Annotated in this window: 15 protein-coding genes; 6 read left to right on the top strand and 9 right to left on the bottom strand. The window is 59.4% G+C overall.

What is annotated here, in order from left to right; translation table 11 throughout:
* The first annotated feature begins 63 nt into the window (after window positions 1-63).
* Window positions 64-888: an IS5 family transposase gene (locus tag IEV53_RS08930; RefSeq protein WP_188426439.1), complete on the top strand. Its 825-nt coding sequence runs from the start codon at window positions 64-66 to the stop codon at window positions 886-888.
* A 446-nt stretch (window positions 889-1,334) separates the two neighbouring features.
* Here the strand turns inward: IEV53_RS08930 and IEV53_RS08935 are convergent, their stop codons facing one another.
* Complete coding sequence (locus tag IEV53_RS08935; protein WP_188426440.1) at window positions 1,335-2,228, bottom strand: SDR family oxidoreductase; 894 nt, start codon at window positions 2,226-2,228, stop codon at window positions 1,335-1,337.
* 97 nt (window positions 2,229-2,325) lie between these two features.
* On the opposite strand from IEV53_RS08935, the gene IEV53_RS08940 reads away from it, so the two are divergent.
* A complete protein-coding gene (locus IEV53_RS08940) occupies window positions 2,326-3,162 on the top strand; it encodes a helix-turn-helix transcriptional regulator (RefSeq protein WP_264784318.1) in 837 nt (278 codons plus the stop codon).
* Between the two features lie 231 nt (window positions 3,163-3,393).
* Here IEV53_RS08940 and IEV53_RS08945 read toward each other — a convergent pair whose 3' ends face one another.
* Genes IEV53_RS08945 through IEV53_RS08975 form a run of 7 tightly spaced genes read right to left on the bottom strand, consistent with a single transcriptional unit; the run spans window position 3,394 to window position 14,444 of the window.
* A complete protein-coding gene (locus IEV53_RS08945) occupies window positions 3,394-4,737 on the bottom strand; it encodes an MFS transporter (RefSeq protein WP_188426441.1) in 1,344 nt (447 codons plus the stop codon).
* Window positions 4,738-4,749: 12 nt separating this feature from the next.
* The gene (locus IEV53_RS08950; RefSeq protein ID WP_188426442.1) at window positions 4,750-6,267 is read right to left on the bottom strand and encodes an APC family permease; all 1,518 of its coding nucleotides are present in this window, start codon (window positions 6,265-6,267) and stop codon (window positions 4,750-4,752) included.
* A 54-nt stretch (window positions 6,268-6,321) separates the two neighbouring features.
* Window positions 6,322-7,887 (bottom strand): aldehyde dehydrogenase (NADP(+)), encoded by a 1,566-nt coding sequence (locus IEV53_RS08955; protein WP_188426443.1) that lies wholly within the window; start codon window positions 7,885-7,887, stop codon window positions 6,322-6,324.
* Window positions 7,884-9,128 (bottom strand): NAD(P)/FAD-dependent oxidoreductase, encoded by a 1,245-nt coding sequence (locus IEV53_RS08960; protein WP_229719788.1) that lies wholly within the window; start codon window positions 9,126-9,128, stop codon window positions 7,884-7,886. The genes IEV53_RS08955 and IEV53_RS08960 overlap by 4 nt, the downstream gene beginning before the upstream one ends.
* Window positions 9,125-10,882, bottom strand: coding sequence for a M24 family metallopeptidase (locus tag IEV53_RS08965; RefSeq protein WP_188426444.1), 1,758 nt, complete (start codon window positions 10,880-10,882; stop codon window positions 9,125-9,127). Before IEV53_RS08965 ends, IEV53_RS08960 begins: the two co-directional genes overlap by 4 nt.
* Window positions 10,879-13,299: a glycoside hydrolase family 127 protein gene (locus IEV53_RS08970; protein WP_188426445.1), complete on the bottom strand. Its 2,421-nt coding sequence runs from the start codon at window positions 13,297-13,299 to the stop codon at window positions 10,879-10,881. Before IEV53_RS08970 ends, IEV53_RS08965 begins: the two co-directional genes overlap by 4 nt.
* Window positions 13,296-14,444, bottom strand: a complete 1,149-nt coding sequence (locus IEV53_RS08975) for a M24 family metallopeptidase (protein WP_188426446.1) — start codon at window positions 14,442-14,444, stop codon at window positions 13,296-13,298. Before IEV53_RS08975 ends, IEV53_RS08970 begins: the two co-directional genes overlap by 4 nt.
* A gap of 101 nt (window positions 14,445-14,545) precedes the next feature.
* Here IEV53_RS08975 and IEV53_RS08980 point away from each other — a divergent pair, with 101 nt between their 5' ends.
* Genes IEV53_RS08980 through IEV53_RS08990 form a run of 3 tightly spaced genes read left to right on the top strand, consistent with a single transcriptional unit; the run spans window position 14,546 to window position 18,029 of the window.
* Complete coding sequence (locus tag IEV53_RS08980; RefSeq protein ID WP_188426447.1) at window positions 14,546-15,433, top strand: dihydrodipicolinate synthase family protein; 888 nt, start codon at window positions 14,546-14,548, stop codon at window positions 15,431-15,433.
* Between the two features lie 23 nt (window positions 15,434-15,456).
* Window positions 15,457-16,464 carry a 4-hydroxyproline epimerase gene (locus tag IEV53_RS08985; RefSeq protein WP_188426448.1) on the top strand — a complete coding sequence of 336 codons (1,008 nt, stop codon included), beginning with the start codon at window positions 15,457-15,459 and terminating at the stop codon, window positions 16,462-16,464.
* Complete coding sequence (locus IEV53_RS08990; protein WP_188426449.1) at window positions 16,461-18,029, top strand: DUF5597 domain-containing protein; 1,569 nt, start codon at window positions 16,461-16,463, stop codon at window positions 18,027-18,029. The genes IEV53_RS08985 and IEV53_RS08990 overlap by 4 nt, the downstream gene beginning before the upstream one ends.
* On the opposite strand, the gene IEV53_RS08995 is transcribed toward IEV53_RS08990, so the two are convergent.
* Complete coding sequence (locus IEV53_RS08995; protein ID WP_188426450.1) at window positions 18,001-18,705, bottom strand: GntR family transcriptional regulator; 705 nt, start codon at window positions 18,703-18,705, stop codon at window positions 18,001-18,003. The two genes, IEV53_RS08990 and IEV53_RS08995, sit on opposite strands and share 29 nt — an antisense overlap.
* A gap of 221 nt (window positions 18,706-18,926) precedes the next feature.
* On the opposite strand from IEV53_RS08995, the gene IEV53_RS09000 reads away from it, so the two are divergent.
* The gene (locus tag IEV53_RS09000) at window positions 18,927-21,206 is read left to right on the top strand and encodes a Tat pathway signal protein (protein ID WP_188426451.1); all 2,280 of its coding nucleotides are present in this window, start codon (window positions 18,927-18,929) and stop codon (window positions 21,204-21,206) included.
* The last annotated feature ends 90 nt before the right edge of the window (window positions 21,207-21,296 follow it).

The raw sequence follows: 21,296 nt of genomic DNA on the forward strand, positions 1-21,296 counted from the left end.
CGAGCGATCTCAATGCCTAAGAGCCTGTTTGGAAAGTTGGAGCAGATGTGATTCAAGCTCTGGATGTGGACACCAGAGCAGAGGGCCCGAATGTCCGGGATTGCCCGCAAGACGAAGCGTTATCCGTCGGACATGACGGACGAGGAATGGGCGCGGATCGCGCCGCTGATGCCCGAACCGGGGCGCATGGGCCGTCCACGCGAGATCGAATTTCGTGAGGTGATTAACGCGGTGCGCTACCTGGTCCGCTCGGGCTGCGGCTGGCGGATGTTGCCGATCCATTTCGGCCACTGGCGCACGGTCTATGGCTGGTTTCGGGAGCTGGCCCGGCGGTTTCTGTTTCAGACTATTCGTGACGTCGAACTGATGCTCGATCGGGAGCGGTCAGGTCGCGAGACGAGCCCGACCGCCGGGGTGGTCGACAGCCAGAGCATCAAGGCACCGCATGCGCAAACAAGAGGTTATGACGCCGGCAAGAAGGTCGTCGGGCGCAAGCGGCATATTGCCGTGGATACAGACGGACGTCTGCTGATGGTCAATCTGACCCCGGCCGACATCTCCGACAGCGCGGGCGCGCAGATGATCCTGGATGCGATCCGCAAGCGCTGGCCCTGGGTGAAGCACCTGTTCGCCGACGGGGCTTACGACCGGCTCCAGTTGATGGACAAGGCGGCCTATCTGGACTTCGTCGTCGAGGTCATCCGACGCAGGGACGGAGCGAAGGGCTTCGAGATTCTGCCCCGTCGATGGGTCGTGGAGCGGACCTTTGGCTGGATGACCCGCTGGCGACGTCTAGTGCGTGACTATGAGCGTCGTATTGACGTCTCACAAGCCATGATCCTCGTCGCCATGGGCGCCAATCTCACCCGCAGAAATGCCCATCCGTGAGTTTCCAAACAGGCTCTGAGACGGATTTACACATCCAAATCAATGGGTCCTAAACCTAGCCAATAGAGAGGTTGAGATAGGTGAAAGAGGGACATTTGTTGTTTTGATAGAGTGTCGCTCATGAGGCGTAAATCCCCCGAGACATCAATACACGGCGATAAAGGGGCATATTTATACTGAAATATTGAGGAGATTGTTTTCGATAAACGCGAGGACCGAAAACTGAATGCGACACGCTATCATAGATCTTTGAGGATTTCGCTTACACTATCTCGTTAGCCGCTCACGTCTCATTCTGGCTGGACGGCCCGCGTCTGGTCAGAATGTATTCATCGCGATGGTGCGCGATAGCGGTCTGCTACCGCGATCGCGCCAGACTGACCCAAATATCTTCCAGATGCAGAAAATTCGCTCAGGACGATTGTCCCATCCGAAGAGCTACCCTCTCAGGCATCCGTGAAGTCGAGGTTGGCGATATCGCTGAGCAGGTCGGGCCCCTGTGGTGTCCATCCTAGCCGTGCCTGAGTTTTCGCGCTTGAGGCGGTCATGTTTTTGGAGACGAACCCGTGCAGCCAGCCAAAATGTGATGATGCGTCTTTTTCGGACAAGGCCACGACCGGCATGCCAAGCCGTTTCCCGATGGCGTCCGCTATTTCGCGAACGGGCACCCCTTCTTCTGCAGTTGCGTGAAATCGCGCACCTGCAGCGCCTTTTTCCACCGCGAGACGAAACAATTGCGCTGTATCGATCAGATGGGCGGCAGACCATTGGCATATAGTGTCGTCGATATAGGCCGATCGACCTGTCTGCAGAGCAAGTTGCACGAGGAAGGTGACGAGACCCTGACGCGTTCTATCGTGGATTTGCGACAGACGTACCAGCGAGACATTCATACCCCGCTCAATCATTTCCTGGGCCGCTATTTCGGAGAGGATGCGGGGGTTGGTATGAAGTGTGTTGAAAACATCTTCATCCGCAGTGCGCCCAAGCGTCGCCTCTCCAAACAAGGTCGTCGATGTGATGACAAATGGTCGATGTGACCCACGCAGTGCCGCGCCCAAAGCCTCAATGACGCGCCGATCCTGCTCGCAATTGGCAACGTAATTTGTGAAATCATGGTCGAAAGCTGTGTGAATGACGCCATCGCAGTTTTCTGCGCCGGCCCGCAGGCTATGAAGATCCTTCAGATCTCCCCGATGAACTTCGGCACCCAAAGCGATCAGCTTCCGAGCACCTGCGTCCGAACGCGACAGACCCAGAACCTGATGCCCTGCGTTAATAAGCTCAGAGACCAGTTGGGATCCGATGAACCCGTTGGCCCCTGTCAGAAAAATTTTCATGGTCAAACCCTTCGATTGTCTGACCTTGCTCATGATCCTAATATCTATCCCGTTACAGTAGTGACGTTATCCCGGTATAGAAACCAACAGGCTCGCCTTGACCTCTTCAGCATCTTTCGGCGCTTATCTCAGAGACCGTCGCGCGCGGCTTGACCCTGTGACGCTTGGTTTCTCCGCCAAGCGGCGGCGCACGCCGGGGCTTCGTCGGGAGGAAGTGGCCCAGCGTTCCAATATCAGTCCGACCTGGTATACCTGGCTTGAGCAGGGGCGAGGCGGCGCGCCTTCCTCTGATGTACTTGATCGCCTGGCCAAGGGTTTGCTTCTAACAGAGCCCGAGCGTGACCATTTGTATATGCTTGCGCTCGGTCATCCCCCTGAGGTGAAATACCGGGTGTCGGAGGGTATTACGCCGCGTTTGCAACGTGTGCTCGATGCTTTCGAATATAGCCCTGCGATTGTCAAAACGCCCCTATGGGATATAGTGGCCTGGAACAAAGCCGCCGCGGCAGTTCTGACCAATTACGGTGAACTGGCACCAGACCAGCGTAATATTCTCAAAATCGTTTTCTGCACGCCTCATATACGCCAGATGCAGGTAGACTGGACGCTGCTTGCAAGATCGGTTGTCGCCGCTTTCCGTGCCGACGTCAGTCGTGCAGGGGCATCCGCCGAAATCCATCAATTCGTGACGGAACTCGGCGCGCGCAGTCCTGAATTCCTGGCGCTATGGCAGAGCAACGATATCCAGCAACAGGGTGAGGGAACAAAACGTCTGAAGCACCCGGCAGTAGGTCTGATCGAGCTGGAATACTCTAGATTTAGCGTAGAGGGCAGGTCCGACCTAGGGCTCATCGTCTATAACCCCTCTACAGATCGAGACCTTCAACGTATCAGAAAGCTGATGGCGATACCCTATTCGGATGCGAATGACTGAATCTCAATGTGAAATGATGTGTGGATATTCTGTAATGTAAAGAAATCGGTGGTAATCTGCTTTGAGGTGATAGGGTAATGTCACGTCAAATGCCTCAAATGGGTCGCGCCTGGCAATTTTGGTTGCCGCGATCCGCTACGTAAACTAGCAAATCATGAAGCGTACATAAAACCGCGTATTCGGATGTGCATTTAACGACGCCTGTTATTCCTATAGTTTTCCAAAAGTATACTATGTTTGCGGGTTTCCAATTTTGTAAAGCGGTCGGGCGGCGATGAGCAATGCGAGTCCAATGGCCATAATGGCTGTGTGAAGCAGCCAGAAACGCGTCGAGCCCCAACTTGGCAGGTTCTGGCCGATCTGACCGGCCATAATGTCTGCCAAACGCGCTACTAAAGCGTAGGCAGCGGCTGCCATGCTTTTGGCGCTGACAGGTGCAAGCTTGATGAACAGGGCGAGGCTTATCGGCATGATCGTCGCCATGGCAAGGTCATTGACGACATGGAACATGAGCCCCCATGACATACTGATCTGACCACCACCAGAGTGTAGTACGGAGGCATAGGCCAGTACGAGAGGTGCCACCAGCCCGATCATGCCAAAGCTGACGATCTGGCCCCATTCTCCGGGCATTCCGCGACGACGCATGTAAAAACGCCAGAAGGCGATCGCCATGATCTGAGTGATGAAGCTTACGCCTGCGTCCAGCGACATGAGCCAGCTCGCCGGGAAGACCCACCCGAAGAGATGGCGGTCGTAGTGTTGTTCGCCCCAGATCAGATAGGTGTCGTATATCTGCTCGTTACAGATGAAGATCATGGCGAGCATCGGGATCAGAAGCGCGATACGCATACCAAGCCTGAGCAGCGCGAGGGGTGACGCCCCCTGGGGTCGTGCTCCATCGCGCGATGGAGCAGGCGAAGGCAGATGGCGCCAGCCCATGCCATACGCAAGAGTGCCGGCAAGCATGACGCTCCCCGCCGCAGCAAAACCGTAATGCCAGCCATACCGCGCCGCCAGCCAGCCGCAGAACGTCGGACCGATGATGACGGCAGCCTCCTGCACCAGCGACATGATCTGATAGGCATCCGGGCGGCGAGGATCGTCATCGGCATACAGATCTCCCACCTGTGCAAAAAGATTCACTGCAAACGAGAGACCTAGAACAAAGCAGGGCAGCGCAAGAATGAAGCTTGTATCAAACGCCCAGAAGACCGGGGCCAGCGTCAGGAAGACCAACCCGGTCATGGCACCGTAGCGTCGTCCAAGGAAGCGATCTGACAGAAAGCCGCCGAAAATCTGTGTCGGAATCATGCACAGGGCCAGCAATCCGATCGTCGTCGAGGCCAGTGCTTGAGGATTAGCGGTCTGTGCCTCCCATGAGAGGAGGCGGCGCAAAGTATCAACCCCGGGGAAGGCGCCGCCCTGTGGCGCGGCGTACACGACATGGGCGAGATAGAGCACCAGTATCGCCTGGGTACTGTAGCGGGAAAAATACCAGGCACCCTGGGCGGCAGCGATGAAATACAGGCCCGCTGGGTGTGCCTTGAGAGGGCGGGGCGCGGGATCAGACATGCAGCAGCACTTTCATAGGGCAGTGCGTGCCGCCCATTCGTGAATGACGAGGCTCAGGACCCCCACGCCCAGATCAGTAGTGAGGGTATCGAGCACAGCACGGCCACCGAAGGGACCAAGCCAGGAAAAAACGAGCAGACCAATGAGATAACTTGGCATCCAGAGCACTGACTGGACCGCGTTATCGTTGCGTTTACAGAACAGCATGAAAGCGCTTGCGATGACAATGACGAAAGGCAGAAGCCAGCTCAGTGTGGCCCAACCTGTCCAGACAACGATGAGACTTGCGATCATAAAGGAGACAGGAGAAAAAAAGCCAAAGCCGCGCAGCCGGAACGGGCGTGGCAAGGCAGGTTGGCTACGACGCAATGCGGCTGCACAGAGCGGTGCAAACGCGTAGCTAAGCATCAGGGCCGACGAAACAACCGAGATCAGAGCCTGCCATGAGGGAAAAGGGAGTGTCCAGAATAGGGCGAGGCCGAAGGTAAGCGCGAGAGCCGGATCGGGCACACCGGTCTTCGCATTGACACGTTTGAATACTGGAAAAAAAACGCCTGCTCTGGACCAGGCATAGATCACCCTTGGCGCCGCCGACATATAAACATTGCCGGTTCCGGTTGGAGAGAGGATCGCGTCGAGGACGACCACAATCGCGAGGCCGCCCAGACCCAGCAACAGCGCGATGTCATGAAAGGGCAATGGCAGATGGTTACCGATTGCCCCCCAGCCATCATGCATCAGTGCGGCAGGAAGACTTCCGATAAAGGCTGTCTGAAGCAGCACATAGACCAGGGTGGACAGAACAACCGAGGCGATAAGGGCTATCGGGATGGTGCGCTGTGGGTTTTTTACCTCGCTGGCCACCGACAGGATGGGTGTCAGGCCCAGATAGGCAAAGATTATCCCGCCGGTTGAGACTGCCGTTTCGATTCCCTGTGCGCCAAACGGAGTAAAGCCCTGCGCCGTGAAATTGTCAGCGTCGAAATGCATGAAGAGAAGGATGATGACAGCTAGCGGAACAAGGAATTTAAACAGGGTGATCACATTATTTGCCAATGCGAAGCGTGACATGCCACTCCGGTTAAGGGCAAAGAGCCCGAGCAGCACTACAGCCTGCATCCCCCAGCCGAGCCATGTCGGATCGCCCGCTGCGTTGCGGTTGAGCCCGGTAATCCAGGCCCCCGCATATTGCCGCGCTGCCACAATCTCGATGGCTATAAGGCTCGTGAAGGCAATGGTTGTGATCAGCCCCATCACGAAGGCAGCGGCCGGTCCATGAGAGCGCTCGGGATAGTGAACCACACCGCCAGCTTTGGGCAAGGATGCACCGAGCTCGCAATAGACGAGCCCGATCAGAAGTACGGCCACGCCGCCGGTAAACCAACTGACGATGCTGGCCGGGCCGGCTATATCCGCCACATGAGGCGCTGCGAAAAGCCAACCCGAGCCGAAAATCGAGCCGAAGCCGATCATAGTGAGGTCGAGCAGGCCTAGCGATTTGCGAAAACCTTCGCTGTCATCCTGTAACATCGGTCATCCTCCGATGGGTGTGCGCATGGTGAGGGAGATCACACTGTGAAGGTGTTACATCGCGGGATCGACCCGACGTGGCAGGGCGAGAGGATTGGCATCCTGAAGCCCGTCGGGAAGGAGCTCATCGGGGATATCCTGATAGCAGACAGGTCTGAGGAAGCGTTCGATTGCCCCGGTGCCGACAGAAGTGCTGCGTGGATCGGATGTCGCGGGAAAGGGGCCGCCATGGACCATCGCAGCCGAAACTTCGACCCCCGTTGGCCAGCTATTGGCAAGAATACGTCCGACCTTGCGTTCGAGAATTGGCAACAGATGTCGTGCGACCGGCAGATCCTCCGCGGTCATCTGAAGCGTGGCTGTCAGTTGCCCCTCAAGGCTGCGGGTCACATCCAGCATGGTGTCGATCGTGTCGCAGGCGATGATGAGCGAACAGGCGCCGAAGATCTCGTGGCTCATGACGCGATCGGCCACGAATGCCTGTGCGTCGCTTCGGAACAGCGCCGCGCGGCATCCGGCCTCGTGGTCGAGAGGCCCTTGAGCCACAATCACGGCACCCGGGCGGGAAGCCAGCATCTCGACACCTTCGTCATAGGCATGACGTATACCCTGCGTCAGCATGGTCGCCGACACTGCTTTGGCGATCGCGCCTCGCGCGCGCTCGACGAAGCGTTCCAGATCGGGGCCGGCCAGGGCAAGAACGAGGCCCGGATTGGTGCAGAACTGACCCGCTCCCATGGTCAGAGATGCCACGAAACCCTCCGCAAGGGCCTCAGCCTTTTCACGCAGGGCCCCCCCCAAGAGATAGACCGGGTTGATGCTGCTCATTTCGGCATAAACGGGAATGGGAACAAGGCGTGCCGCTGCGAGGCGGGATAGCGCTAGCCCACCCTGACGTGACCCTGTGAACCCGACCGCCTGAATGGCGGGATGCTGCACCAGCGAGGCACCGATCTCATGGCCTTCGCCGCCGATAAGGGAGAACACCCCTTCATGCAGTCCACAGTGCTGACGCGCCAGGATGATAGCATTGCCGATGAGTTCGCTCGTGCCGGGATGAGCGGAATGGGCGCGTGCCACGACCGGACAGCCTGCGGCAAGCGCCGAGGCTGTGTCGCCGCCTGCGACCGAGAAGGCCAGAGGGAAATTGCTTGCGCCGAATACGGCGACAGGGCCCACCCCTATGCGGATCTGCCTCAGATCAGCCCGGGGGAGCGGCTTTCTGTCAGGCAGGGCCGTGTCGATACGGGCGTCGAAACAGCTTCCATCTCGCAGGAGAGAGGCGAACATCCGTAGCTGGCCCATGGTGCGTCCACGCTCGCCTCTGATCCGTGCCTCTGGCAGACCGCTCTCGGCGCAGGCCCGGACAATGAGCGCGTCGCCGAGCGCCTCGATCTCGTCAGCAATTGCATCGAGAAACTTGGCGCGCATCTCGGGTGAGGTCGCGCGATAGGAGTCAAAAGCGGCATCGGCAAGCTGGCAGGCCTGGTCGACATCCTGGGCAATGGCGTTCGTGAACTGGCCGTCGAGCGTCGCGCCGCTGCGGGCATTTCGCGCGCGGAAACCATTGGCGCGCGTGATACGCTGGTCGCCAATCAGGAGGGCACCTGTAAGGGTCATGAGCATTGTTTCCTCATTTTGCGAAAGAGCGGGCGGCCGAAGCGATCAGGACTGAAAGCCCGCATGGGGGCGCGGCCTGCAACGCTGTCCGCAAGCATCTCTGCCGTGATGGCTGCCAGCGTCAGACCGAGATGGTTATGGCCATAGGCAACATGCAGCCCTGGCATGGTGCGGGAGGGACCGATTGCAGGGAGATAATCCGGCAGGGTCGGTCTGGCGCCGTGCCAGCGGGTGAAAGGAGACGCGACCGGCAGACCCAGCCTGCGTACCTGGTCTTCGAGCCAAAGCCATTTCCGTGGGTCGGGCAGGCTGTCCGGACTGGTAAATTCGACAAACGATGTCGCGCGTAACTGCGTGCCGAAGCGGGTCACCACGAGCGCCCGATTTTCGAAGATCAGATTAGGGAGTGCCCAGTTCCCCCCATGCGCCCATTGGATATGATACCCCCTCTCGGCGATGAGGGGCACGCGCAGGAACGGGACCAGCTTGGCGGAACGCACGCCGCAGGCCAGAACAACATGATCGGCCTCCTGCGCGCCGCGCGTGGTCTCGACGCATATCACGCTGTCACGACGCTGAAGGGAAAGGGCCTCTGCCTCGATCGACCTTCCTCCCGCGTGCAGAAACGCCTCGAGAAGGGTATCAAGAACGCGGCGTGGATCGGTGACATGCGCCGTGCCCTGATATCGAAGCCCCGCATCGAGCGGTACCGCGATGCGGTCACGTATGGCGGAGAATTCGGCTTCAAAGAGGGGCATCACCCTCGCTGTGCCGTGATCGGCGGATTGCGCAGCCAGTTGAACGTCCCGCGCCCGGGGGCCTTCCCATAATTTGACGACCCCATGCCGGTCGAGAAGATCGGGAGCGCCTAGATCCGTTACCAGCCGTTCCCATGCGGGCAAAGCATGCCTCATCAATCGGCCGAGCGCTGCATCGCCACGGGCAGTCTGGTCGGGCAGACAGGCACGCATGAAGCGGAGGGACCAGGGTAGAAGGGTTGCAGGGCGTTGCCAGTCGATGGCGACCGGCCCGGCCGGAAAACGCTCAGTGAGGGCGCGGCGCATGGTTGAGAAGTGGGCGAGAGGGGTGATCTGTTCGGTGGCGATATGACCGGCATTGCCCCATGATGCCGGCTGCAGGTCCGGGATGGCCGCAAGGGTCACGGCATGACCGGATTTCTGCAGCCTGTAAGCTGCGGCGCGACCGATGATTCCCCCACCGATGATGACGATGCGGCTCATAGCGGCTGGCAGACGTGATTGAGCCAGGCGGATTCATCATCACCGAGATAGGGCGACAGCATCCGGAAGACACGCGCATGATAATGATCGAGCCAGTCGATCTCGGTTTGCGTGAGGAGTGTCACGTCGATGCCCCGGCGATCGATTGGTGCAAGGGTCAGGGTTTCGAAGCGCAGATATCGCCCCGCCTCGCCGATAGTGTCCAGCGTGGCCAGCATGGCGTTCTCCAAACGCATGCCATGCGATCCGGGGGCGTAATAGCCCGGTTCGTTTGTCAGAACCATGTGCTCGTGAACAGGGTCGAGCACCGGACGACGTGTGAAGCCAAGCGGCCATTCATGCACGCTCAGATAGCTGCCGAGCCCGTGACCCGCGCCGTGATCAAAGTCCAGCCCTGCCTCCCAGAGTGCGTGGCGCGCAAGAGGATCGAGCCGATAGCCGGGAGTAGCTTCGGGAAAGACAGCGCGGCTCAGCGCGATAAGCCCCTTGAGGACCCTCGTGTACTGATCGCACCATGAGGCCGGCGGCCGATCGCCTGTCCAGATCGTGCGGGTCACATCCGTGGTCCCGCTGCGATACTGGCCCCCACTATCGATCAGGAAAAACATCTCCCGACCGATGACAGCGTCCTCGCCGCGGTGCGGCATGTAATGCATCATAGCGGCGTTCGGCCCGGCGCAGGCGATGCTGTCGAAACTCGCTCCAAGACAGGAATCGGCCTCGAGACGGAAGGCGAGAAGACGCCCGGCCAGGTCGGTCTCGCTCAGCCCGATCCCGTTTTTCTCGAACCAGCAGAGAAATCGGGTGAGCGCGATCCCGTCGAGAAGATGCGCTTCGCGCATACCGTCACGCTCAGCTGCCGTCTTGCAGGCTCTTGGAAGCAGGCAGGGATCGACCCCGTCGAGGATGGTTGCGCCTGCTTCCCGCAGCGTCTGCGCGAACCAGACAGGACATCTCGCCTGATCGATGCGTATGGTTTTTCCGCCAAGAGCGATCAGGGCCCCCTGAAGGGCATCTGGGGTGTGGATCTGCGTTGTGGTGCCCAGATGAGCCCTTACCGGATCGGCAAGGCGACCGGGATCGATGAAAAGATCCACGGTGCCTTCCGCATGCAGAATGGCAAAACAGAGTGCTACGGGAAGATAGGGCAGATCTGATCCGCGGATGTTCAATAGCCAGGCAATACAGCCGGGATCGGGAAGGATGACCGCATTCTGCCCTTCATCCCGCAGCGTCTCTGCCAGTGTCGCGACCTTGTCTTCCGCGCTGCGTCCGGTCCAGCGATCGGGTTGTATTGTGACCTGCGAGGCAGGCACTGCAGGGCGATCCCTCCAGATCGCATCGACCGGGTTTCGCCCGAGAGGGATCATGAGGCAGCCCGCGGCTATGAAGGGACGAAGTTCGACCTCGCTGATGATTTTCGGGTCGTAGCCGATACGGGCCAGACCACCATGGCGTGCAAGCCAGTTCTGTGGAGGCGTCTCATAGAGATGCCCGTATTGCCAGAGAGCGGGATCGATCTGCTGTGCAAGCTGAAGCTGGTAGCGCCCGTCTGAAAATATTATCGCCCGGTCGGGGAGGATGAGCGCGCATCCTGCCGAGCCGGTAAACCCCGTCAGCCAGGCAAGGCGGGCGGCACTATCTGGAACATATTCACCTAGATGCTCGTCACCCCGAGGGAGAAGAAAACCGTCGACGTCCAGTGAAGAGAGTTCGGCCCGGAGGGCAGCGAGGCGCGTCGCATGAGACATCATGGCCAGGCAATCTCCTGTGAAGGGTTCGTAAGGGGCGGCAAATTCGCGGCCGCCAGTAGGGCCAGGCCGAAGACAGGTCCGGCGCTGAAATCCAGCTCGGGGCGGAAGGTTACCGTGATGCGGCGCTTGTCACGTGTGAGGGCAAGTGGAACAGGGTAGCGACGGTTGAAGAAGCTGTCGGGTGCATCGTTTTCGAGACGTTCACGGGCAATCTCGATCCCATCCACCAGAACCGAGAAATGGCGTCGACGCTCCCCCCCCCAGTAGGTGGTTTGCAGCAGAAGCGGATCGTGCGATCCGCACCCCATCTGACAGGAGAACCAGCCCCCAGAGCGTGCGTCACGCCCGTTACGACCGCGATAAATGACGGGGAACGAGAAGGCGCTCGTGACGGCGTGATCACGCTCGGATTGCATCTCGCCGGGGTGGACAACGTCGATGGCATGGGACGCAATCAGATGACGGCGTTTCTCCTGCTCGGCATAGAGCACGCTCTTCTGTCGCCATTCCGCCTCGGTGAATACCGGGAAATAGACAGCGGCCCGGCGATCATGCAGCGCATGAAAGGGGCGCAGGACCAGATCTTGTGGACGACCGATATGACTTGTCTTCCAGCTCCCGGGCATGGTGGGGTCGGGAATGAGGGCGTCCAGAATCGATGTCCCGACGAGCACAGGCGCCATTTCGTCCCATGCCGCTGCTGCAGGGGCGAGATCGGCGGCCAGCACGGTAGGACCGTGCAGGAGGGCGATGACGGACTTGCTATCCGGGGTCGTCTCACTGCGCAGCGGCAAGGCCAGGGTGAAGGACAAAACATCTTCTGGTTGCCAGATACGCTCGATCCGCAGCATGCCGGCAGCGGCCTGCACGTCGAACGCCTCCCCATTCAGCAAAACGGCTTCCAGATGGCTCCAGTGCGGGATGCGGAAACTCAGGGTGCGCGCCTGTGAGGGCGCTTGCTCGATCACAAGCCGGATGTGACCGTCATCTGGGTACCTAGTATCCAGGCGCAGGGTGATGCCGCCCGCGCTCCAGAAGACGCGTGAGGGGATATAGAGCATGACGCGCAGTGCCCGCTCATTCTCCTGCCAGTAGATTGAATCCCCATGCTTGGCATGGCTCTCCATGCCCGTACCGACGCAGCACCAGAAATCATCGAAAGGCGTGGAATAGTCGCGCTTCGCCCCCGACATCAGTGGCGTCATATAGCAGAACATGCCGGTGCCCGGATGCTGCTGCGCGCGGATATGGTTGAGCTGAGTGCGCTCATAGTAATCGAAGAACGTGTTGTCCTGTTGCCGGGCATAAAGCTGCCGCGTGAGTTTGAGCATATTATAGCTGGCACAGGTCTCGCAGGTCTGTTCTGTAATATGACGCGATATCGTATCCGGCGGAGGGAAATACTCCCTGTCTCCGTTGCCGCCGATGACATAGCTGTATCGTTGCGTCACGGCGTGCCAGAATGTCTCCGATGCAACAGCGTCGCCTGCCGCTCCAGAAATCTCATACAGACGTTCCAGCCCGATGACTTTTGGTATCTGTGTATTGGCATGGAGATTGGCCAGATTGTCCTGCCCCTCGATCAGGGGCGAGAGGGTGCGGCGGTCCTGGAGGAGCCGGGCGAGCCGAAGCCATCTGGGATCGCCGCTGCGTGCATGCAGTTCTGCGAAACTCTCATTCAGCCCCCCGTATTCGCAGGCAAGGACCTGCTGGATCTGCGCGTCGGAGAGCGGATTGAACACGCCCTCGATATAGGTTCCCAGCCTCGTCATGAGACCGCGCGCGCGCGGATCGGCGCAATGGAGCTCCGCATCCAGCAGGCCCGCGAAGAGCTTGTGCCAGTTATAGAGTGGCGACCAGGCGCCATTCAGATCGAAACCAGTCGAATGGATCTGACCGAGCCGGATCTGCTCGAAAACAATCTTGCCCGGCAGGATCTTGTTCTGCTGACGACTGGTGAAGCCGCCGATGTAACCCGATGGATCGCGAGCCTGACAGAGTGCAAGCTCGGCGGTGATATAGGCAACGCGCGCTCGGAACGCAGCATCACCGGTCTGGGCATGATGCAGACTGAGGGCGCTCAGATAATGGCCGAGCGTATGGCCTGCAATCGTGTCGGATTCCCATCCGCCATAAGCAGCGCCTTTGGGCGCCAGTCCGGCCTGACTGCGATAATGATGGAGGAGCCTGTCAGGCTCGAGACGCATTAGATAAGCAGCATTCACGGTCTGCGCCTGCTGCCAGGGTGAAGGCAGCAACCGCACCTGGTGCATGGGGAGGGCGGTGAGACGTGGGCCGCCCTTCATTGCGTCGGCCTCAACATTTCCGGCGTCGAAGGGGGGCGTGTTGGCCATGGCTGGGCAGGTGAGAGCAGCCACTCCGCTCAGAAGGGCTCTGCGCGTGAGGGCCGGGCTCATCCGAAAGGGTGCCTGACGTCATGGGCAGGGCGTGTGAACCACTCCGGTCCCTGTTCGGTCATGTAGAAGTGGTCCTCCAGTCGGATACCGAAGGCATTCGGAACAACGATCATCGGTTCGATCGACCCGCAATGTCCGGCACGCAGAGGAGTCTTATTGCCGCGCACAAGATAGGGTGCTTCATGAATGGCCAGCCCGACGCCGTGGCCCGTGCGATGCGGTAGCCCCGGCAGCGCATAGTCTGGTCCGAGGCCACGCGCCTCGAGCACCGCGCGCGCGGCATCGTCGACGGCATGGCAGGGCGCTCCTGGCTCTGCCGCAGAAAAGGCAGCAAGTTGCGCCTCTTTTTCGATCGCCCATATTTCTGCCTGCAAGTCGGGAATGCTGCCGAAGGCATAGGTCCGAGTGATATCGGAGTGATAACCGGCGATGCGGCAGCCTGTATCGATCAGAACGAGACTGTCCCTTTCCAGAATCTGGTCGCCTGCGAGACCATGGGGAAAAGCTGTCGCCACGCCAAATTGCACGGCGCAGAAATAGGAACCTTGCGGCGCACCGAAGGCAACATGCTGTTCGTCAATCATCCTGCAGATGGCACTGGCCGTGAGGCCTGGCTTCAAGGCGTGGAAAACGGCCTCATGGACACGCAGCGTCAGGGACATTGCATGCTGGATGAGGGAAATCTCGGAGGACGATTTCTGAGCCCGCATCGGATCGATCACCGATTCCGCGCTGCCGAAGCGCAGATCAGGACGAGCGTCTTTGAAACCGCTAACGAAACGAAAGCTGAATTCGGGATCGAGCCCGACCTTGGCTCCAGCGAGGAATGCATCCAGAGCGACGATACAGGGTGGTACATCTTCCTCCCATGTGAGCAGATCGACATCGATCATGATGCAGTCACGCAACGATCCGACCTCGAAATGTGGGCAGACCATGCGCGGTCGTCCTGAGGCGGGAATAACGAGGGCTACGAGTCGCTCTGTCGGCGTCCAGGGTATGCCCGCGAAATAGTGAAGACTGGCACCCGCATTGACGATGACGGCATCGAGACCCTGCTCTGCAAGCATTGCACGGCAGGCGGAAACGCGCTGTTCGAACTCCGATTTTTCAATGCGAAGAGGGGGTGTCCCCGAGTGGTTCATCAGCCTGCCCTCAAAATTCATGTTGATTATGTTACGTATACGATAGACGATAATGAGGTGAGGGAGCAAGTCGCTCCGCTATCGTAAGAGGTAAAGAAATCATGAAATGGTCAGGCGTTTTCCCCGCAGCAACGACGCAGTTCTCGCAGGATCTTTCGGTCGATCTCGGCGCGACGCAGCAGGTTCTCGATAACCTGATCAATGACGGCGTCCATGGGCTCGTGATCATGGGAACATGCGGTGAGAACAACTCGCTCGAACCAGATGAGAAGATCCGTGTGCTCGAAGCCGCCCACGAAGTTATTGCAGGGCGCGTCCCCTACTTTGTCGGCGTGTCAGAGCTCACGACGCCACGCGCGGTCGCATTCGCCCGTCAGGCGGCACGTGTGGGCGCAGATGCGCTGATGGTGCTTCCTGCCATGGTCTATGTCCCCAAACCCCATGAACTGGAGCATCATTTCAAGCAGGTCGCTGCGGCCTCGGATCTGCCGATCATGCTTTACAACAACCCGACCGCCTACCGCGTGAATATCGAAATGGACGTTCTTGCGCGTCTGGCCGAATGCCCGACGATTCAGGCCATCAAGGAAAGTTCTGCCGATACACGTCGCTACACCGATGTCGCCAATGAGTTCGGCGATCGCTTCGTCATCATGGCAGGGCTCGACGACGTAGCCTTCGAAGGCTTGTTGCTGGGCGCAGAGGGCTGGATTTCCGGTCTGACCAGCGCTTTTCCCAAGGAATCCGTCGCCCTCGTCGAGGCGCTGCAGCGTAAGGATCTTGAAATGGCGCTGCGTATCTATCGCTGGTTCATGCCCTTGCTCCATCTGGATGCGGATCATGACCTTGTCCAGTCCATCAAGCTGGCAGAGCAGATCATGGGGCGTGGCTCCGAGCGCGTGCGTCTGCCGCGTCTGCCTCTAGAGGGCGCGCGACGGGACGCGGTGACCCGTATGGTCGAGACCGCCGCCGCCAGTCGTCCGTTCTGATCTCAGGCAAACCGGGGATATCCATGCGTCACACTTTTTTCTGTATCGACGGCCACACGGCCGGTAACCCTGTGCGGCTCGTTGCTGGAGGCACGCCCCTGCTGCGTGGTGCGACGATGGGAGAGAGGCGGCTGGACTTTCTCGAACGCTTCGATTGGATCAGAACCGGGCTTTGTTATGAACCGCGTGGTCACAGCATGATGTCCGGAGGGTTCCTGTATCCTCCGAGCCGGCAGGATACCGACGGCGGTATCCTTTTCATCGAGACGAGCGGCTGCTTACCCATGTGTGGCCATGGCACGATCGGTCTGGTCACATTCGCCCTCGAGCATGGGCTGCTTGTGCCTCGCGAGCCGGGTACGCTGAAGCTCGAAGTCCCGGCCGGATTGATCGATATCTCATACACCGAAGAGGCAGGGCGGGTTACGAAGGTGCGTATTCGCAATGTGCCTTCTTATGTCGCCGCCACCGGTATCAACATCGACGTACCTGGCATCGGCCCTCTTGTAGTCGACGTGGCGTATGGCGGTAACTACTATGCAATCATTGAGCCCCAACCTGGATATGAAGGGCTGGACGCGCTGGGGGCACAACGCATTTTGGACCTGAGCCCGCGAGTCAGGCTGGCTGTGCAGGCGAAGTGTCACCCGGTCCATCCACTCGACCCTGCCATCAACGGCGTCTCACATGTCCTCTGGGCGGATAAGGGGCTTTCACCTACTCAAGGGCGCAATGCCGTATTTTACGGCGATCATGCGATTGATCGCAGCCCATGCGGCACCGGAACCTCGGCACGCCTCGCCCACCTCCATCACAAAGGGCTTTTGCAGCCGGGCCACCCTTTCATACATGAGAGTTATATCCACAGCCGGTTCATCGGTACGATCGAATCGCTCACTTCGCTCCCCGGGCCGAACGGGACCGTTCCGGCAATCATACCGCTGATCGAAGGCCGTGCGGTGTCAACCGGTTTCAATACTCTCTGGATCGATCCGGAGGATGTCTTCTGCCACGGATTCCAGGTCTCATGAGGGGACTCGTCTCAGCCTGCGCGGCTGCGCTTCTTTTCGGGTGCTCGGCGGCATTTGGTGGTGTCACGCCGATGCCCTGCATGAAGGGACATGACGGGCATTTCCACATGGAGGTCGATGGCAGACCCTTCTTTGTTCTCGCGGCCCAGATGCATAATTCAAGCGCCTGGCCAGAGTACCTTCCAGTTTTCTGGAAGGCGGCAGATGCCCTCTCTGTCAATACGGTGCAGGCTCCGGTCTACTGGGAAATTATGGAGCCTGCTGAGGGGCATTATGATTTTTCGATGGTCGACACCCTCATCACCCAGGCACGTACGCATCGCAAACGCCTTGCTTTGCTCTGGTTCGGCACCTGGAAGAACGGCGCAGGACATTACGTGCCGCTCTGGATGAAACGCGACACAAAACGTTTTCCTCGCCTGCGCGATGCCGATGGCCGCCAGCTGGATGGTATGTCGCCCTTCGGTAGCCAGACACTCGAGAAGGACAAGCAGGCTTTCAGCGCGTTGATGAAGCATCTGCGTGAGCGCGATTCTGTCGAACATACGGTGATCATGGTTCAGGTGGAGAACGAGCCCGGACTGCTCGGCACTGTACGCGACCATAGCCCCGAGGCTGAGGTTGCCTTTCACGCGCTGGTCCCGGCCGATCTTGCAAACGGTGCGCGGGGAACCGACTGGATGGGGCGTTTCGGTAGTGATGCCGCCGAGTATTTCGCGGCCTGGTCTGTATCACGTTACGTGAATGGTGTCGCCGCGGCAGGAAAGGCAGAGTATCCGCTGCCGCTCTACGTTAATGTCTGGTTGCGCTATCGAGGCCTGACGCAACCAGGGGTCGAATATCCGAGTGGTGGCGCCACCGTAAATATGCTCGATCTCTGGAAGCGGGAGACCCCGGCAATCGACGTGATTGGCACTGATACCTATACGGGTAATTTCGCGGAATATCAGGCGGGGGTGCTGCCCTATCAGCGGGCAGATAACGCGCCCTTCCTGTCTGAGAGCGGCATAACGGAAGAAAATGCGCGATGGACGTGGGACATGCTGTCACGCGGCGCGCTCGGCGCCTCCGTCTTCGGTGTCGATGATCCGGATCTGCACGATGCGGCCATTCGACTTCATGGGGCCGATAACCGCCTCCTCGCGCAAACGGCTCCTGTACTGGTGCCTCTCGCAGCACGCGGTGACGTGGTCTCGCTCATTGAGGAACCCGGGGCGCCGTCGCCCACGCATCGCCTGGGTCACTGGATCGTCAAGGCGAGTTATGGTGCGCAATGGGGACAGCCCGACCCTTCATCGGCGCCGATCCGTGACAAGCCAATGGGTCGCGCAGTCGTCGCGCGCCTAGACGAGACACATTTCCTCGTTATCGGCGCCGCGTCGCGCATCGGTCTGACAGCGGCGCTACACGACACCAGCCTTCACGAAGTCAGGCGTGTCGAGCAGGGGGAGATCGACGCCAAAGGGGCGTGGCATGGAACGCGTATCTGGAACGGTGACGAGACCGATAGCGGGCTTAATCTGCCGCCTGAGGGTGTCATGCTTCGGGTTGAAGTGTCGCCTTGATGGGCTGTTTGATGTCCAGTTCGGTGCGTAGATCCTCCAGCGTGTCCTGAAGATGTTCGACGAGTAAGGTCTCGACAGTCAGGGCATCGCGCTCGAGCCAGGCGGCGAGGATTTCCCGATGCTCAGTATTGGCGCGCGTATCACGCCCCAGGGGATGGAGGTGGAAGCGGACATAACGCTCGGCAATCACGCTCAACGTCTCGATCACGTGAAGTGTCAGACGCCCGGCGCCCGGTCGCACGAGAGATAGGTGGAACACGCGGTTAAAGTTGCTCAGATCGGTACGATGTTGCTTTGCGGCAGTCTCCAATTCCTTGAGCGCCTTCTGGGCTGTTTTCTGATCTGCGGCCGTAGCCAGAAGGGCAGCCTCTGCCGCAGCGCTGGGCTCGAGCCTCAGACGCAGCTTGAACACGTCCTCTGCCTCTCGTGAGGTAAGCTCACAAACGGTATAGCCGCGCTTGGGCTGCGCCTTGACCAGACCATCCTGCTCCAGACGCGCCAAAGTTTCGCGCAGAGGGATTTTGCTGATGTTGAACTCGGCTGCCAACGTATCCTGGCGGATCGGCTGACCGGCGGGAAGTGCCCCGGAGAGGATCTGTTCACGCAACACGCCATAGAGCTGGTCCGTAATGGACCTGACGATAAGAGGCTGCATCTTGCGCGCGGCGAGGGTCATGAAACGGCGTTACCTTTTCGTTGCGGTCTTGTCACGATCCGCGGGGGATGACACAATCATATATCGTATACAAAACGAGGCCACCAGCCATTTCGAGGTGCGCAATATGACTGGCGTGGCCGACAGGAGAGGTTGTGCCGCGTCCGCATGCGTCCTGCAAAGAGGATTTTGGGACGGCCCTTGGTCTAATCGCGGCGGAGCGAATGATGATGAAGAGAAGGATGATCCTGTTGGGCGGCGTATTCTCTGCCGCCAGCCTTGCGATGCGCGGCATTGCGCTGGGGCAGGGGGAAGCTGTCCGGCCTGTATTGTCTGGCAGGGGGCAGGCATGGAAGATCGTGGAGGACAGGGCGACACCCGACGGAGCACTCACGCTCCATTCATCGACAGGTGAGACGATCAAGCTCAGTCGCTTTCTCGAAAGTTACGAGGCCCCCGCCGGAGTGCCCTATTGCGGCCTTTCCTTTCCCCGTCTTGCCCTCGCCGAGGCCGATCTGCTGGCCGATACATTGCTGCGTGGGGAAGACGACCCCGACGAGATGGCGGTGCGCGATGCCGCACCATCGGTAGATAGTCATTTCGAAAGCGAGCAGGTTGGCCGCATCGTCTGGACCAGTTTCATTGGCACGCCTCAGGCTGATGATGTCATGCCGCTCACGCCAGCAGGCAACACGCGCAACTGGCATGTTGATCGTATCGCCCCGGAACTTCATGCCGGAGCACCGTTGGTAGCCCATCGTCGGGAGGGGCTCCTTGGTGGGGATCTGCCGATCATTGTCAAACAGTTCCAGACAGGTCCAGGTCGCTACTGGGAGGTCATGGTTTTCGCCGAGACAGACACTACGGAAATCCATCAGGTGCCAAGCTGGCAGCGGGTCACGCTTGTTTCGAACGGGAAAGTCGAACGGGTGGTCTATGGGACGAGCTATCCGCCTTTCGGACCTTTCCGACCCGATCCAGATGAGAGCCAGTTCAACGCGGCGCTGCTGCGCTGTGTATTTTTCTGGCGCAAGACCCAGATTGGTCAAATGCAAATTCACCTTCCGCGGGCAGACTGGAGCGATATTGCCACCCATGGTTTCGTGAAGGAACTCATTGTGCGTCGCGGAGGGACGGGCGCGCGTTACGGTGTGGTCGACAGGGATTATGCCGGTCCGGAATATGACGGGTTCCAGGACATATTTACGGCCTCGCTCTATGCCAATCTGGTTTGGGGTCGCTTCGATCAGGCGAAGGCGATCCTGATCGACCAGTTCGAGCATTTTGTGACGCCGGATGGGCTGGTCGCAATGCGCGGCCCTGAAGTGGGGCAAACAGGGCTGACGCTGTCTCTGCTCGCGCTTTATGCGCGGCTGAGCGGCGATCTTGCTGTGCTGCAACGCTACCAGTTGAAGATAGGCGCCATGGCTCAGGTGCTGGTGGCGCTCCATGACAAGGCCCTTGGGTTACCCGATGCGGACCCGGCCCACGGGCTTATCGCGGGCTGGAGCGAGAGCGACGCGTGCCTGTTTCCCGATCCATCGATCTGGTGGAAGCCCTATTTCAGTAATTCCGGTCTCGCCGCGCGTGGCCTGGAGGATGGCGCCATTCTCTGGAGGGCCCTCGCCCCCGGCGAGACAGCCCTTAGCGAGGATTGGCTGAAACGGGCGAAACAGCTGCGCGCTCGCGTGAATGAAGCGCTGTCGTCCTCGATCCAGCACGACCAGTCGCCTCCCTATGTCCCCATCCTCCCTGGTGTGTCCGAGAGCTTTCGCAAGTCTCTGCTCACGCATCGATACAGTGAGCAGCAATGGGCGCATCGGGTTTATGCCGAGTTGCTTCAGTCCGGGGTGCTCACGCCAGATCTGGAAAATCAGCTTATCAATTCGATGCGTGCCCATGGCGCGACGGTCATGGGCGTTGTCGGCAATCTGGCTCCCCCAAGTGCTGAAAGCCGAGACATGCTTGGATTCATTTCCTACGGCTATGCGCTGGCTCTTCTGCGTCAGGATCGTATCAGGGAATTCATCTTGTTCCTCTATGCCCACCGCTATCACATCCATACGCGTGGAAGCTGGACGGCGTCCGAGGTGGCAGGGCTGAGAGGGGAGCTCGCCCTGTTCTGTCTCCCTGCACAAATGACCCTGCCCATCCTCCTCAGGGAGGCGCTTGTGCATGAGGATGAAAATGGCACCACTCTTCATCTTGCTCGCGGCGTTCCACGCAGTTGGGTGTGGTCGGAAAGTGGCATTGCCGTGTCGGACGCGCCGACACGATGGGGTAAGATCAGCTTCACTCTGAGGCGGCGATCGGACGGATCGCGCCTCGATATGTGGGTTACCGCTGAGCGTGCTTTGCCCGACACGATAAGGCTCGCCCTGCGTTTGCCGAAATCCAGGATCCCCCGGTCGGTGACGGGTAGTCTGCCGCCTCATGCTCTCGTCCTGTCAGGGGCGGCACTCGTCATACACCCGGGTGACGTGCGAGACTCTCGGATCGAGATCATTCTGAAATCGACCTGAGGTAGGGTGTATCATATCTTAAATGGAACGTTGCAGAATCGTAGCGTATACGATATCTGGTATCTCATCGGTGGCGGTGTTGCCACGTTG

Source organism: Asaia siamensis, assembly GCF_014635085.1.
GTDB classification, from domain to species: Bacteria; Pseudomonadota; Alphaproteobacteria; order Acetobacterales; family Acetobacteraceae; genus Asaia; species Asaia siamensis.

Excerpts from the sequence above, each read along its gene's own strand:
- IEV53_RS08975 (WP_188426446.1), bottom strand. The coding sequence starts at position 14,444 with ATGAACCACTCGGGGACACCCCCTCTTCGCATTGAAAAATCGGAGTTC.
- IEV53_RS08960 (WP_229719788.1), bottom strand. The coding sequence starts at position 9,128 with ATGAGCCGCATCGTCATCATCGGTGGGGGAATCATCGGTCGCGCCGCA.
- IEV53_RS08985 (WP_188426448.1), top strand. The coding sequence starts at position 15,457 with ATGCGTCACACTTTTTTCTGTATCGACGGCCACACGGCCGGTAACCCT.
- IEV53_RS08950 (WP_188426442.1), bottom strand. The coding sequence starts at position 6,267 with ATGTTACAGGATGACAGCGAAGGTTTTCGCAAATCGCTAGGCCTGCTC.
- IEV53_RS09000 (WP_188426451.1), top strand. The coding sequence starts at position 18,927 with ATGATCCTGTTGGGCGGCGTATTCTCTGCCGCCAGCCTTGCGATGCGC.
- IEV53_RS08955 (WP_188426443.1), bottom strand. The coding sequence starts at position 7,887 with ATGACCCTTACAGGTGCCCTCCTGATTGGCGACCAGCGTATCACGCGC.
- IEV53_RS08935 (WP_188426440.1), bottom strand. The coding sequence starts at position 2,228 with ATGAAAATTTTTCTGACAGGGGCCAACGGGTTCATCGGATCCCAACTG.
- IEV53_RS08945 (WP_188426441.1), bottom strand. The coding sequence starts at position 4,737 with ATGTCTGATCCCGCGCCCCGCCCTCTCAAGGCACACCCAGCGGGCCTG.
- IEV53_RS08990 (WP_188426449.1), top strand. The coding sequence starts at position 16,461 with ATGAGGGGACTCGTCTCAGCCTGCGCGGCTGCGCTTCTTTTCGGGTGC.
- IEV53_RS08970 (WP_188426445.1), bottom strand. The coding sequence starts at position 13,299 with ATGAGCCCGGCCCTCACGCGCAGAGCCCTTCTGAGCGGAGTGGCTGCT.
- IEV53_RS08995 (WP_188426450.1), bottom strand. The coding sequence starts at position 18,705 with ATGACCCTCGCCGCGCGCAAGATGCAGCCTCTTATCGTCAGGTCCATT.
- IEV53_RS08965 (WP_188426444.1), bottom strand. The coding sequence starts at position 10,882 with ATGATGTCTCATGCGACGCGCCTCGCTGCCCTCCGGGCCGAACTCTCT.
- IEV53_RS08930 (WP_188426439.1), top strand. The coding sequence starts at position 64 with ATGTGGACACCAGAGCAGAGGGCCCGAATGTCCGGGATTGCCCGCAAG.
- IEV53_RS08980 (WP_188426447.1), top strand. The coding sequence starts at position 14,546 with ATGAAATGGTCAGGCGTTTTCCCCGCAGCAACGACGCAGTTCTCGCAG.